At 43.7% G+C, this 13340-nt stretch carries 15 protein-coding genes, 1 pseudogene and 1 other annotated feature; of the genes and pseudogenes, 11 read left to right on the forward strand and 5 right to left on the reverse strand.

The genetic code is table 11. The features are described from left to right. The first annotated feature begins 82 nt into the window (after positions 1–82). The 3 genes from rnz to TV75_RS17445 are packed head-to-tail and all read left to right on the forward strand — an operon-like array spanning position 83 to position 2343. Positions 83–1009 (forward strand): ribonuclease Z, encoded by a 927-nt coding sequence (rnz, locus tag TV75_RS17435; RefSeq protein WP_044340086.1) that lies wholly within the window; start codon positions 83–85, stop codon positions 1007–1009. A 12-nt stretch (positions 1010–1021) separates the two neighbouring features. Further along, a complete protein-coding gene (locus tag TV75_RS17440) occupies positions 1022–1561 on the forward strand; it encodes a histidine phosphatase family protein (protein WP_044340087.1) in 540 nt (179 codons plus the stop codon). Between the two features lie 26 nt (positions 1562–1587). After that, positions 1588–2343 (forward strand): GNAT family N-acetyltransferase, encoded by a 756-nt coding sequence (locus TV75_RS17445; protein WP_044340088.1) that lies wholly within the window; start codon positions 1588–1590, stop codon positions 2341–2343. 61 nt (positions 2344–2404) lie between these two features. On the opposite strand, the gene namA is transcribed toward TV75_RS17445, so the two are convergent. The 3 genes from namA to proC all read right to left on the reverse strand — a co-directional run bounded on the left by namA (position 2405) and on the right by proC (position 5557). Further along, complete coding sequence (namA, locus tag TV75_RS17450; RefSeq protein WP_044340089.1) at positions 2405–3421, reverse strand: NADPH dehydrogenase NamA; 1017 nt, start codon at positions 3419–3421, stop codon at positions 2405–2407. A 98-nt stretch (positions 3422–3519) separates the two neighbouring features. Further along, positions 3520–4674 carry a glycosyltransferase gene (locus tag TV75_RS17455; RefSeq protein ID WP_044340090.1) on the reverse strand — a complete coding sequence of 385 codons (1155 nt, stop codon included), beginning with the start codon at positions 4672–4674 and terminating at the stop codon, positions 3520–3522. Between the two features lie 73 nt (positions 4675–4747). Continuing rightward, entirely contained in the window at positions 4748–5557 is an 810-nt protein-coding gene (gene proC / locus TV75_RS17460) for a pyrroline-5-carboxylate reductase (RefSeq protein WP_044340091.1), read from the reverse strand. 48 nt (positions 5558–5605) lie between these two features. Next, positions 5606–5829: a binding site (T-box leader), on the reverse strand. A gap of 266 nt (positions 5830–6095) precedes the next feature. Between proC and TV75_RS17465 the strand changes: the two genes are divergently transcribed. The 5 genes from TV75_RS17465 to TV75_RS17485 all read left to right on the forward strand — a co-directional run bounded on the left by TV75_RS17465 (position 6096) and on the right by TV75_RS17485 (position 10341). After that, positions 6096–7055: an MBL fold metallo-hydrolase gene (locus tag TV75_RS17465; RefSeq protein WP_044340092.1), complete on the forward strand. Its 960-nt coding sequence runs from the start codon at positions 6096–6098 to the stop codon at positions 7053–7055. Between the two features lie 16 nt (positions 7056–7071). After that, a complete protein-coding gene (locus TV75_RS17470; RefSeq protein ID WP_044340093.1) occupies positions 7072–7866 on the forward strand; it encodes an SDR family NAD(P)-dependent oxidoreductase in 795 nt (264 codons plus the stop codon). A 49-nt stretch (positions 7867–7915) separates the two neighbouring features. Then, positions 7916–8440 (forward strand): hypothetical protein, encoded by a 525-nt coding sequence (locus TV75_RS17475; protein WP_044340094.1) that lies wholly within the window; start codon positions 7916–7918, stop codon positions 8438–8440. Positions 8441–8691: 251 nt separating this feature from the next. Further along, positions 8692–9543, forward strand: a complete 852-nt coding sequence (locus TV75_RS17480; protein WP_044340155.1) for a GRP family sugar transporter — start codon at positions 8692–8694, stop codon at positions 9541–9543. A 12-nt stretch (positions 9544–9555) separates the two neighbouring features. Continuing rightward, the gene (locus tag TV75_RS17485) at positions 9556–10341 is read left to right on the forward strand and encodes a glucose-1-dehydrogenase (protein WP_044340095.1); all 786 of its coding nucleotides are present in this window, start codon (positions 9556–9558) and stop codon (positions 10339–10341) included. A 73-nt stretch (positions 10342–10414) separates the two neighbouring features. On the opposite strand, the gene TV75_RS17490 is transcribed toward TV75_RS17485, so the two are convergent. Next, positions 10415–10717, reverse strand: a complete 303-nt coding sequence (locus TV75_RS17490; protein ID WP_044340096.1) for an EthD family reductase — start codon at positions 10715–10717, stop codon at positions 10415–10417. 271 nt (positions 10718–10988) lie between these two features. Between TV75_RS17490 and TV75_RS17495 the strand changes: the two are divergent. Together TV75_RS17495 and TV75_RS17500 are read left to right on the forward strand one after the other, a co-directional pair. After that, positions 10989–12252: pseudogene (locus TV75_RS17495) on the forward strand (DinB/UmuC family translesion DNA polymerase). 20 nt (positions 12253–12272) lie between these two features. Next, positions 12273–12605, forward strand: a complete 333-nt coding sequence (locus tag TV75_RS17500; protein WP_044340097.1) for a YolD-like family protein — start codon at positions 12273–12275, stop codon at positions 12603–12605. 50 nt (positions 12606–12655) lie between these two features. Here TV75_RS17500 and TV75_RS17505 read toward each other — a convergent pair whose 3' ends face one another. Then, a complete protein-coding gene (locus TV75_RS17505) occupies positions 12656–12871 on the reverse strand; it encodes a CDGSH iron-sulfur domain-containing protein (protein ID WP_034758155.1) in 216 nt (71 codons plus the stop codon). Between the two features lie 129 nt (positions 12872–13000). Here TV75_RS17505 and TV75_RS17510 point away from each other — a divergent pair, with 129 nt between their 5' ends. Then, a complete protein-coding gene (locus TV75_RS17510) occupies positions 13001–13333 on the forward strand; it encodes an iron-sulfur cluster biosynthesis family protein (RefSeq protein WP_044340098.1) in 333 nt (110 codons plus the stop codon). Positions 13334–13340: the final 7 nt, after the last annotated feature.

Consider the following 13340-nt stretch of genomic DNA (forward strand, 5'->3'; position numbering starts at 1 on the left):
CATCCTCTATGGAAGGGAAAGGTAAATAAGCGTAGGATGTGCTAAAATAAAGGCAGCATAGCTCATTTTAGGAGTGAATAAGTTGGAACTATTATTTTTAGGAACTGGGGCAGGGGTACCCGCTAAACTCCGAAATGTAACCAGTATTGCTTTGAAATTATTAGAAGAGCGCGGTGCGGTTTGGCTTTTTGATTGTGGGGAAGCAACGCAGCATCAAATTTTACATACTAGCTTGAAACCGAGAAGAATAGAAAAAATTTTCATCTCACACCTACACGGGGATCATATTTATGGATTGCCTGGATTATTAGGGAGCCGCTCCTTCCAAGGTGGGGAGTCCCAGCTTACGGTATATGGACCCAAGGGAATCAAAGAGTATATCCACGTGTCTCTATCTGTCAGTCGGACGCATCTTCAATATCCCCTTGAAGTGATTGAGATCGAGGAAGGGGCCATCTTCGAAGATGAAGGATTTATAGTCGAGGCGAGAGAGCTGGATCATGCCTTGCCGACTTTCGGATACCGTGTGGTTGAAAAAGATAAACCGGGTATCCTTCAAGTTGATCGATTAAAGGGGATAGGTATTCAACCTGGACCCGTCTACAAGAAATTAAAATCAGGCGAAACCGTCCAGTTGGAAGATGGCACAGAGCTCAATGGAAAGGATTTTCTTGGACCTTCGATTCCTGGGCGTGTTGTGACGATTCTTGGAGACACCAGGGTTTGTTCGAATGCTGTCGATTTAGGAAGGTCGGCAGATGTACTCATTCATGAAGCGACTTTCAATCGGGATCAGGAGGAAATGGCCCGTGAGTATTACCACTCGACGACAAAGCAAGCGGGGGAGACAGCTTTAGAAGCAGGGGCTAAATTGCTGTTTTTAACCCATATTTCCTCTCGATATGCCAAAGAGTCCTGGGAAGAGTTGGAGAGGGAAGCTAGGGAAGTGTTCCCTGATACGTATATAGCCAAGGATTTTATGGAATATGTCATACCTTTAAAGAAGTAGAGGGGTGAAGGGATGAAGACGATTTATATCGTACGTCACGCAAAAGCGGAAGGACAACCGCTTCATGCGCATTTAACGGAAACAGGAAAGAATCAAGCGAACCAATTAGCTGCTTTTTTAAAAAAACGACCCATTAGAGCGATATATTCCAGTCCTTTTGTGAGAGCAGTTGAAACAATCGCTCCCTTCGCAAATCAGTCGGGACTAACCGTACAGGAAGATGATCGTTTAGGAGAAAGGATTTTAAGTGATCAGGATCTTCCTGATTGGATGGAAAAATTAAGAGACAGTTTTGAGGACTTTTCCCTTGCTTTACCAGGCGGAGAGTCGAATGATCAGGCGACGGAGAGAGCGAGGTCTTTTATAGAAGACATTTTAAAAAAAGAAGAAGATCATATTGTTTGCGTGAGTCATGGAAACTTAACCACGCTGATTTTAAGGCTGTTTGATGAGAAATTCGGATATGATGAGCTGTTCGCCCTTTCCAATCCTGATGTGTATGTTGTAAAAGTCGATGAAGACGAGGCATCTGTTCAACGGATATGGGAGTAAGTTCATAGAGGAAAAGGGGAGTACGAATGAAGGAAATCACATTTGACCATATTTATAATCCAGGACATGAAATAGGTGAGAATGAGCTTTATAAACATATTCATTTTCCAGAAATGTTAACAAGGTATGATAGTAACTTTCTTAAATTCAAAAAACATCCAACGCTGGCTGAGTTTAAAGAGGCTGCCCTGTTCTTGAGGGAATTTCATCAATCAAAAGGCCAGAAGCATGTAAAGTTCCTTTTTCCCGACGATCATAAGCCTTCGAAGGAATTGATGGATTATTTTAAGGATGAAGGATATGAGGCAGGTTACAATGAACTGTATTTTATCGAACCTGGTCAATTCCCAATACTTGAAGACACCACTGATATTGAAGTAAGGGAAGTGACCGAGGCGGAGCTCAATGCGTACCTTGCGTTCCAATACGAGCAGGATATGGAGTATGGCCCCGATTTTGCCGATCAAAAGGTGGATATGCATAAGAGGAATTTTCAGAATCCCCGTTTGGTGCAGCTTCTCGCTTTCTATAAGGGGACCCCGGCCGGATCCGTGGATGTGATCATTGAAGATCATACAGCAGAAATCGATGGGCTGATGGTTCATGAAACGTTTCAAAAAAAGGGGATCGGGGCAAGGCTTCAACAGTTTGTGATGAAGCAATTCCCTGATAAGACCGTGATATTGGTAGCGGATGGGGAAGATACTCCGAGATTGATGTATCGAAAACAAAACTATCGTTGTTTAGGTTTCAGGTATGAGGTACAGAAGGTGTATGAATAGAAAAAAAGAGTGTGACACGTATTCCTGCATGTCACACTCTTTTTTGTAAAAAGCTTAGTGCTTACCAGCCGCGATCATACTGCTTAGGAGCTTCTATCTCAACACCCAACTCTTTGGCTGCCGTTCTTGGCCAGTATGGGTCACGAAGCAATTCACGAGCAAGTAAGACGAGGTCAGCACGCTCGTTTTGCAGGATTTCTTCTGCTTGTATACCTGTTGTAATCAGCCCGACTGCACCTGTATCGATCTTCGCTTCTTTTTTTATGGTCTCGGCAAGTTTCACCTGATAACCAGGGAACACTGGAATTCGTGCAGGTACAAGTGCACCGGAGCTTACGTCGATAAGATCGACTCCTTGTTCCTTCATCCATTGGGCAAACACAACATAGTCTTCAACGTCCAATCCTTCTTCGTTATAATCTTTGGCAGAAACACGGACGAGTAGAGGTCCGTCCCACACTTGTTGAATACCATCGATGACTTCACGAAGGATGCGGTAGCGGTTTTCTGCAGATCCACCGTATTCGTCGGTACGTTTATTGGATAGTGGAGACAGGAATTCGTTGATGAGATACCCATGTGCCCCATGAATTTCAATCACATCAAAGCCCGCTTTCTTCGCTCTTTCTGCTCCTTTAATGAATGCCGTTATAGTCTCTTTAATATCATTCGCCGTCATTTCAACGGGCATCTTCATCTCTTCATTAAATGGAATCGCAGATGGAGCAAGGATGTCTCCTTCAAGAACGGCTTTTCTTCCTGCGTGAGCAAGCTGAATCCCGGTCTTTGCGCCCTGTTCCTTGATCAAGCCCACTAACTCTTTCAACCCTTCAATATGTTCGTCATCCCAAATCCCTAAATCCTGCGGGGATATTCTCCCCTGGGGAGTGACCGCAGTTGCTTCTTGAATGATGAGGCCGACACCACCGACAGCACGGCTCGTATAGTGGGTGCGATGCCAGTTTTCAACTTTTCCATCTTCGTTATGGGAAGAATACATGCACATAGGTGCCATTACAATTCGATTCTTCAGTTCTACCTCTTTAAGCGAATATGGTTGAAATAGCTTTACGTTCATTTTAATCACCTTCCATGACGTGGTATTTATTTCGGGTTTCTAAATAGTACTACACATGAAGTATAACAACACCTTTTTTGTTCGGAAAGAAATGTGCTTTACTTCTTTTTTTGCTTCAGTTCCTTAAATGAATAAACTGTTCCACGCCATTCGATTCCGCCTCGTTTAAAGGTTAAAAACGTGGCTCGTCCTATGGAATAGATAAATAAAAGGGCGGTTACAGGTAATGCGAGAAAGAGAAGGGGAGTCTCCTTCGTCATCTGTTTAATGACCTTTAAATAGGTAATACCGATGAAAAGAATGATTATCATACTTACGACTCGAATTGGGGTCTCCCCTGAGAAAATCGTTATGAAAGGAAGTACAGTAGAGCAGAAGACTCCTAACATGGCAAACAATACAAGCAGAAAGGAATAATGAAGACCGGCAAACGTATTTTTTTCCAAGCCGTTAAAAGCTTCTTTCAATGAGCGATACCATTCCACCTCCAGAGACTTGAGGGCAGTGAGGAAGGCTTGCTTTTTGTGGTGTTTCTTTATATGGATCCCTAGCTGTAAATCATCATCGGGCATGTGCTTGAGCCTCTCATGGGTACCTATTTCCTCATAAACAGATTTTGTGATGAGATTGAAGGCGCCAATGCCCATCCCTATCTTAGAGGAGGGGTCGTTTGCTTTCCAGGGTCGCTTATAAAAAGAAAAACCGAATAAGAAAAAAGCAACAAAGCTTTTTAGCCAGAAGGATTGTGATTTTATATGTGGAGCCAGTGTCAGGTGATCCAGCTTCTGTGTTCGAAGCAGGGACACTGCTTTTGTCAGGATGCCCGGATCATTAAAAATGACGTCGGCATCTGTGAAAAGGATGAGTTCTCCTTTTGATATCTGATACCCTTTATATAATGCCTGATTTTTCCCGAGCCATCCCTTTTCCAGTGAGTCGATATGAAGCACCTTTATTCTCTTATCCATTTCCGCTAGTGCTTCGAGTTTTTCCGGAGTTCCGTCCGTTGAACGGTCATTGACGAGTATCCATTGAATCCGTTGATAATCCTGCTGCAGCTGAGAAAGAATGCTGTCCGTAATTGTCTCTTCTTCATTCCTAGCTGGAACAATCACGGATAGGAGTGGTCCATTACTTGATGGATGGAATAGCTCATCAATGGAAGAGATGTTAGATAAGCCCCTCCACACATCCATCCCGATAAAAATCCAGACAATAAGAACAGCGCAAAGTAGGAGTAGTAGGAGGATCATTCTGTCGACCTTCTTTTTTGCTTTGATTTTATCAATGAAACATGAAAATTGCGAATCATGGTGGGTTAATAGCTTAGGACTGCTTCTTTAATTCTTTACCAAGTACCTCAGATCGGTCTTTCGCTGAAGAGACACATTGGAAAAACGCATCTCTTACCTGGTAGTCTTCCAATGTAGCAATTCCTGCCTCAGTCGTTCCACCTGGACTGGTTACGTTTCTCCTGAGTTCCCGGGCTTCTAAACCTGATTCTTCCATCATCGCACTTGCCCCTGCAATCGTTTGGGTAACGAGGTTTTTAGCGAGTTCCTCCTGCAAACCTAACTCTACTGCCGCATTCTTAAGTAATTCCGCTACATAATAGATATAAGCAGGACCGCTGCCTGATAGGGCCGTAATAAGGTCCAATTGTTCTTCCTTTACTTCCACTGCTGTTCCAACGGATTGAAATAATGCTGCCGTCCAATCCTTTTGAGCTTGGGAGAGATGTGGATTAAACGATACTGCCGTTGCCGATTTTCCCATGGCAGCACTTGTATTTGGCATCGCTCGAGCTATTGGTCCGTTATAACCAAGCTTGTCGCCTATATGTTCCATGGTGATTCCGGCTAAAACAGAAATGACCAATGTATCCGATGAAAGATAGGTGCTGATCGTCTCTGATGCTTCATGAAAGTCTTTCGGTTTCATGGCGAGAATGACGACATCGTATGAGGAATCATGATCTATCTGACGGACACCGAATTGATGGACGATTTCTTCTAAACGCTGCTGGTTGGCCCGATTGGTTACATACACATTTTCATTCTTCAATACACCGGCTTTCAGTGCTCCACTCATTAAAGCGTGAGCCATCGAACCTGCTCCAATAAACAATGTCTTCATTCATTCATTCCTCCTCCATTTTTGAAAAAAAAACAGACCCCTTCATCCATAAAGGACGAAAGGGTCTCTCTTCCGTGGTACCACCTTGTTTTGTTCATCCCTCAATTGATGAAATGAACACACTTTTAGTTCCAAGTAACGCTGGAAAACGTTCTGCTTTAAGACGCTCAAAAGGCAGGTTCATAAATAGAGAGGACGACGGTGCCTTTCAGCCGGTGAGCACCGATCTCTAACATCATCTATTCATTACTAGTCTTTATCATCGCTTTTTCTTTTAGTGTTATGTAAAATGACTTACGGATAGTAAACGTATATTATAGGTGATTATCATAGAAAGATCGCATATTTGTCAAGTGTTTATTTCAGTCTATTCAATCAATTAAAAAATGACATTTGTTAGGAAAAAATGTACACTATTAAATGAAGAGTCATTCATTTTCTGTTAACGTAAGAGTAATGAATTTCTAGACGGGAAAAGCACGTGGGTTCGATCTTTTGTGTGCCTCTCCTTTTTTATTATGAAGAATGTGGTGAAAATATGACAACCTTAGTGAATAATATCGCAAAAATTACGCTGTCCACTCCTTTTGCAGTAGGAGATGTGAATGTTTATTTAGTGAAGGGGGACGCCTTGACATTGGTGGACGCTGGACCCCTTACAGATACAGCCTGGTTACAACTGACCGAGCAATTGTCCCTTTTGGGTTATACACCTCACGATATTGAACAAATCGTTCTGACCCATCATCATCCGGATCATGCCGGGCTACTTGATCGGTTCTCTTCCTCTATTAAAATATTTGGGCACAACTATAACAAGTTTTGGCTGCATCGGGACGACTATTTTCATGAAGTATATGATCGGTTTTTCCTTCAATTGTCCATTGAATCTGGATTGCCTAAAGAGTATCTTCAGGCCATTCATACATTTAAGAGTCCTTTGAAATTTATGGGGGATCGAAAATTAGATCATGAAATAAGAGAAGGGGACACCATTCCCGGAATGGAAGATTGGACGGTCATTGAAACGTTAGGACATGCTCAGAGTCACTTATCCTTTTACCGGGAGAGGGACGGTGTGCTGATAGCAGGAGATCATATACTCGCGAATATTTCCCCTAATCCACTCATTGAACCTCCTTTTGAAGGGGACCGCGAACGTTCAAAGCCATTGCTACAATACAATGCGTCTTTGAAAAAGTTATTGGATATTCCCATTTCCCTTGCCTACACAGGTCATGGGGACAATATTGAGGATGTTCACGGGTTAATTCCGAGGCGATTAGGGAAACAGGATGAAAGAGCACGAGGTGTGCTGGAAATGGTCAAAGGTAACCGCCTGACCGTATTCGACATATGTAAGACATTATTTCCTTCCGTATATCGAAAAGAACTTGGTCTGACTCTGTCTGAAACAATCGGGCAATTAGACTACCTGGAATCTCTTCGCTACATAAAGAAAGAAATGCATGATGGAATCTATCATTATTTTGCCTAGAAAGATGTGACGATAAATGAACAGTAGAATAAAAGGAAAAACCATTGTGATTACCGGTGCCTCTGGAGGAATCGGGGAACAAATGGCCATTAAAGTGGCAGAAAATGGCGGGAATCTTGCTTTGATTGCTCGCCGTGTACATCTCCTGGAATCATTAAAAGAAAAACTGACAGCAGAATTCAATTGTAAAGTAGCAGTATATCCTTTAAATGTAACGGATTACGACGAAATCCCACGCACCTTTACCACCATCCTGAAGGACTTTGGAGCGATTCACGCCTTGATCAATAACGCAGGCTATGGGATATTCCAGGAAGCACATCAAACATCATTTCAGGATGTAAAGGGAATGATGGATGTGAATGTCCTTGGGCTTATGGCATGTACCGGAGCAGTTCTTCCTTATATGCGTCAACAAGGTTCTGGTCATATCATCAACATCGCCTCTCAGGCAGGTAAGTTCGCTTCACCAAAGTCGAGTGCGTACTCTGCCTCTAAGCATGCTGTATTAGGATATACAAATAGCCTGAGAATGGAAGCCAAAAGATACGGGGTAAAGGTGACAGCGGTTAATCCTGGTCCGATCGCCACAGACTTTTTCTCCATTGCCGATGAATCCGGGACATATGTTAAAAATGTGGAAAAGTATATGCTTGATCCGAAAGAAGTCGCTCAAAAGGTGGTAGAGTCCCTTTTTACCAACAGGCGGGAAATTAATTTGCCCAGATGGATGAATATGGGTAGTGTGTTCTATCAATTATTCCCATCTTTTGTAGAAAAAGTGGGAAATACCCTTTTTTTCAAAAAATAGTGAAACCTAATCATGCTTTCGTCCGTCTAATCTAATAAGGGGGGAGTCTATGAAGAAGAGTTTGTCTGTTTTGATACTTTGTTTCTTTTTTCTATTCACTGGCTGCGAGTCTTCGACATCTGTAAATACATCTCAAGCCAGCGCAAATCTCATAGGCTTTGTTACCCAGATCGAAAGCAATCAAGTGCTTATCAATGATGTTTGGTTTTCTTTTGATGACCAAACCGTCATGAAGACAGATAAGGAAAAAAAACTACATAAAGAAGATATTCAAATCGGGAAAAAAATAAATGTGACATTTAATGGTAAGCTCCAGGAGTCATTCCCTCGCAGAGCTTCTGCCGATCTATTGATTTTTCTGACGGATCAACAAAGTAAAACCGAAGAACGCGCCGTTACATTAGTCATGAAAGACCCTCGATTTTCACAAGTCGTTATACAATCCATTGAAAAAAATCCCACAGGTTTATATTCATTACGATTCAAAGATCTCTCCATTAACAGAGATGTACACGTCATTGTGAATGTGGACAATGACCGGGTGATCGTGCCCATTCATACATCTACAAAATGACAAAGAAGAAAGCATTGGTTTATAAACCAATGCTTTCTTCTTTGTGATCAAATGCTTTGATTCCAGCTGATCCAGGATCGTCTTCGTTACGAGACGGCCCGTATTTCCACCTCACCTTGAGATTACACTTGATAAAATAAGGGTATGCATCATGGAGCGGCAAATATTTATGATTTTCTAGCCTAAACGGCTAGAATTTTTGTTTCAGAGGAAAACTATTACTATTGTTGCAAAAAGGATGTGGATGTATGATAGGGATTCTTTTGGCCCTGATCCCCGCAATAGCATGGGGGAGTCTAGTGTTTGTAAGTGTAAAACTTGGAGGGAATGCTTATAGCCAAACGGTTGGAATCACCATTGGTTCCTTGCTGTTTGCCATAGGCGTTTTCTTCATCAAATCCCCGGAATTGACGTTATTTGTTTGGGGGATCGGCTTCATTTCAGGCGTCTTCTGGGCAGTCGGTCAAGTCAATCAGTTAGCGAGTGTAAAGTTCATCGGAGTTGCGAAAACCGTTCCGATTTCAACGGGAATGCAGCTGATTGGAACGACTCTTTTTGGCGTTTTAGTGTTTAAAGAATGGAAAACAACTGAGACGATCCTCCTTGGAAGCGGGGCCGTTTTAGCTCTTATTATTGGTGTTATATTAACCTCGTTCACTCAAAAATCCGAGGGTGATGATCAATCTCAGCTTAAAAAGGGTTTACTGACTTTATTGTTATCCAGCTGTGGATACATAGCCTATGTCGTCATTTTAAGATGGTTTGATATTGACGGCTGGGAAGCCATTTTACCACAGGCGATCGGAATGTTCATCGGGGCCGTTGTCATCACTTTCAGGCATAAGCCCTTTACAAAATATACTATACGCAATATTTTAACCGGTCTTATGTGGGCATCGGGGAATCTGGGATTGCTTCTGGCCCTTCCCCGCATCGGAGTGGCTACAAGCTTCTCCCTGTCCCAGACGGGAATCGTCATTTCTACCCTTGGAGGTTTGTTTTTCTTAGGTGAAAAGAAATCCAGGAAGCAGATTCTTCTTGTTATTGCAGGATGTATTCTGATCATTATAGGTGGCGTTCTATTAGGCTTCACGAAAGATTAAGGAGGAATGAAAATGTATTCAGATTTGAAGGGTAAGGTTGTCATTATCACGGGGGCTGCCACAGGCATAGGGAAGGCGATTGCCAAACGGTTTGCCAGTGAAGGCTGTAAGGTGGTCATCAATTATTTTAAAGAAGAAGAAAATCCTGAAGAACTGGTAAAGGAAATTGAAGAAGCCGGGGGGACCGCTTCCATCATTCAGGGGGATGTGTCAAAAGAAGAAGACGTCCAGGGTTTTGTCCGCTTTGCCCACGATACGTATGGCCGTCTTGATCTCTACGTGAATAATGCGGGGATCGAAAATGAAGTCCCGTCTGAAAACCTGCCAATTGAAGATTGGCAAAGGGTCATCAATACGAACTTAACAGGCACATTTCTTGGATGCCGTGAAGCGGCGAAATACATGCTCCAGCACAAAATCAAGGGATCGATCATCAATGTTTCTTCCGTGCATGAAATCATCCCTTGGCCCCACTTTGCTCACTATGCAGCCAGTAAGGGTGGGGTGAAATTATTAATGGAAAGTCTTGCATTAGAATTCGCACCGGATGGAATCCGGGTAAACAATATCGCTCCCGGTGCCATTGATACACCCATCAATGCCGAGAAATTTTCCGATCCCGAAAAGAAAAAGGGAGTGGAAAAGCTCATTCCCATGGGGTATATCGGGGAACCCGAACAGGTTGCTTCCTGCGCGGCTTTTCTCGCCTCTGATCAGGCAAGCTACGTCACCGGAACGACACTCATTGCCGATGGGGGCATGACGAAATATCCGGGATTCCAAGCCGGGAAAGGCTGATGCATAAATAGGAAAAGGCCAAAACCACCAAGTGATTTTGGCTTTTTCCATTGTATTTTGAGTGTAAGTATTTTTAATCCACTATGGTGATGATTGGTGGTTTTTCTAAGTATTTCATGAAGTTGGGAACGTCATCTCCGACTGCTTTCCACTCTTCTGACTTGAACGCCTCTTTCATATCTCCTTTGTTTTCAAACTCGATCTCCGTTACTAAATAGAGCGACAAATCCGTATTTTGATTGGATAATACCCGCTGTACATTCGCATTTTTCACAAGAGGTACCTTTCCTGCGATCGGCATATGGGTGTTGAAGTAATATTCCTCGAACGCTTCCTGATCCTTCGGTTTCTCATACATCACAATCACTTTCGCCATGTTACGCCTCCCTAGTCCTGATAATGTGTTCATTTGAATTTTAGCAATTATAGGAAAAAATGACTATGTATTTTACGACAAAAATATCGACATAATCTGACTCGTGTTTCACTTTTAGGGCTTGTCGGGCCTCCCAAAGCCGCCTCCGCTTTTCTTTTTATTCTCTCGGTTTCCATTAATTTAAGTTGAAAGGGAACGTATATTCGGTTAAAATCATAGATATACTATATAAGAACGTTTGTTCTACTTAGGTAAAATGGAGGACGAAGATATGACTGTCGATTACAGTGTGCTGCCACACCACAAGATTTTGTGCATCGATATGAAGAGCTTTTATGCTAGCTGTTCGGCTGTCATGGAGGGGCTGGATCCCCTTGAATGCCACTTGGCTGTAGTCGGGGATAAAAGTCGGCAGGGAAGTATTGTGCTGGCGGCCTCGCCCAGGATGAAGAAGGACTTTGGGATCAAAACGGGGTCGCGGATGTTTGAAATTCCAAACGACCCGCGCATCCGGCTTGTAGAGCCGAAAATGGCGACGTATGTCCGGATTTCCACGGAGCTGACCCGCCTGTTTCATCGTTATGTGCCGAAGGATGCCATCCATACGTACAGCGTGGATGAAAGCTTCATCAAGATTGATGGAGCGACGAGTCTCTGGGGAGACGCGACCACCATCGCCCGCAAAATCAAAGATGATATGGAAAGGGAATTTCAGCTTCCATGCGCCATAGGAATCGGACCCAATATGCTCTTGTCCAAGCTGTGCCTGGATCTTGAAGCAAAGAAAAAAGGGGGTTGCCGAGTGGACATATGAAGACGTCCCTGAAAAGCTGTGGCCACTGTCACCGCTCCGTGAAATGTGGGGGATAGGCGGACGTCTTGAGAAGACCCTCAATCGCATGGGCATTTTCTCTATCGGCCAATTGGCGAAGTATGACCTGGAAAAGCTTGAGGCGAAGTTCGGTGTGATGGGCAATCAGCTTTATTACCATGCATGGGGGGTGGATCTATCTGAAATCGGGGCCCCGATCATGGATGGGCAGGTCAGCTTCGGCAAGGGGCAGATTCTGCTGCGGGACTATAAGGAGAAAAAAGAAATCAAACGCGTCATTTTAGAAATGTGCGAAGAAGTCGCAAGACGCGCCCGGACCCACCGCAAGGCAGGCAGGACCGTCAGCTTTGGGATTGGGTACAGCCACGAAGAATTCGGCGGGGGGTTCCACCGGTCACGGACAATAGAGGAACCGACCAACATCACCATGGATCTGTACCGGGTCTGCCTGGAATTATTCGAAGAAAATTACAATGGAAAAACCGTACGGAAAATCAACATCGCCCTTTCGAATATCGTAGAGGACGGGGCGCTGCAGGTTTCGCTTTTCGAACCGGACCGCTGGGAAAGGCGGGAACTTGGGTATGTAGTGGATCGCATCCGGAACAAATACGGGTCAGGCGCCCTGCTCCGTGCGGTTTCCTATACGGAAGCCGGGACAGCAAGGCATCGTGCCCGTCTGGTGGGCGGACATAAATCGTAAGGAATAGAGAGGTGAGAGTATTGATCCGCGATCGAGGAAGAATCAAATGGACATCCATGATGCTGCCCGAGCATGTGAAACTCTTAAGGGATTGGGCAAAGGAAGATACGTACGAAAAGAGGATCGAACTTGACGAGCAGGAGCTGGACAGGATGAATGAAGTCGTGGCAGAGGCGATGGAGTTTGGTAGAATGGTATCGATTACCCACTACGCGAAGCATCGTCATCAATTATCGATTGGAACCGTTCATCATGCCGACCCGCTGGATGGGAAGCTCCACGTCGTAGACAGGTTCGAAGACGTACACTATATTCCGCTTGCAAGCGTCGTGGACATTCGCTTTTTTGATTGATGTTCCAATGAAAAGAGAGACTTCGGGTGAAGTCTCTCTTTTCATAGCATTCATTCTTCGTCCAATACCTTTTCGGCACGCACACATGATTCAAATTTCCCTTTGTGAGAAGCGTCGCAAAACGGCATGTTGGTTGATAAACCGCAGCGGCAAAGAGTAAACACTTGTTTCGTTGGAAATACATTTCCGTCGGCATCAATCAGTTCCACATCGCCGCTTACGCGAAAAGAACCGTTATCATTCACTTTAATTTGAGCTTTTGTCATGAAAACCCACCCTTTCTAGAAATACAAAAGAATCCCCACTATCGATAGTAAGGTGAAAAGAGTAAAAAAGCAATATTCTAAAGGAATCTAATGAAATATGATAGGATAAGGGACAGAGGAGGTCGTCGAATGAAAATCCAACTAACGAACGAAGCAACCCGAAAGATTCAAGATAAAATCGGGACGCAAAAGGGTCACCTGAAATTAAAATACGATACAGAAGGCTGCGGCTGTGTGGTGAGCGGCATTCCTACCTTATGGTTTATCCACCACCCAGTTGAAGGTGAAGATATAAAAATAGAAACCAACACCTTACCGATCCTTGTAGAAAAGTCAAAGATGGTCTTTCTTGATGAAGAACTGAAGATTGACTTTTCTTCACAAAGCAATACATTCCAATTAAAAAGCCCCGGGCAGATCATAAATGGGAGAATGAACTTTTTGATGTTTCCAGGGGAATGAAAAGAAA

Source organism: Rossellomorea aquimaris (assembly GCF_000935355.1).
Taxonomy (GTDB): Bacteria; Bacillota; Bacilli; order Bacillales; family Bacillaceae_B; genus Rossellomorea; species Rossellomorea aquimaris_B.

Coding starts and splice junctions, on each gene's coding strand:
- TV75_RS17510 (WP_044340098.1), top strand. CDS start 13,001: ATGAAAATCCAACTAACGAACGAAGCAACCCGAAAGATTCAAGATAAA.
- TV75_RS17440 (WP_044340087.1), top strand. CDS start 1,022: ATGAAGACGATTTATATCGTACGTCACGCAAAAGCGGAAGGACAACCG.
- TV75_RS17470 (WP_044340093.1), top strand. CDS start 7,072: ATGAACAGTAGAATAAAAGGAAAAACCATTGTGATTACCGGTGCCTCT.
- TV75_RS17445 (WP_044340088.1), top strand. CDS start 1,588: ATGAAGGAAATCACATTTGACCATATTTATAATCCAGGACATGAAATA.
- TV75_RS17455 (WP_044340090.1), bottom strand. CDS start 4,674: ATGATCCTCCTACTACTCCTACTTTGCGCTGTTCTTATTGTCTGGATT.
- TV75_RS17475 (WP_044340094.1), top strand. CDS start 7,916: ATGAAGAAGAGTTTGTCTGTTTTGATACTTTGTTTCTTTTTTCTATTC.
- TV75_RS17505 (WP_034758155.1), bottom strand. CDS start 12,871: ATGACAAAAGCTCAAATTAAAGTGAATGATAACGGTTCTTTTCGCGTA.
- proC (WP_044340091.1), bottom strand. CDS start 5,557: ATGAAGACATTGTTTATTGGAGCAGGTTCGATGGCTCACGCTTTAATG.
- TV75_RS17485 (WP_044340095.1), top strand. CDS start 9,556: ATGTATTCAGATTTGAAGGGTAAGGTTGTCATTATCACGGGGGCTGCC.
- namA (WP_044340089.1), bottom strand. CDS start 3,421: ATGAACGTAAAGCTATTTCAACCATATTCGCTTAAAGAGGTAGAACTG.
- TV75_RS17490 (WP_044340096.1), bottom strand. CDS start 10,717: ATGGCGAAAGTGATTGTGATGTATGAGAAACCGAAGGATCAGGAAGCG.
- TV75_RS17465 (WP_044340092.1), top strand. CDS start 6,096: ATGACAACCTTAGTGAATAATATCGCAAAAATTACGCTGTCCACTCCT.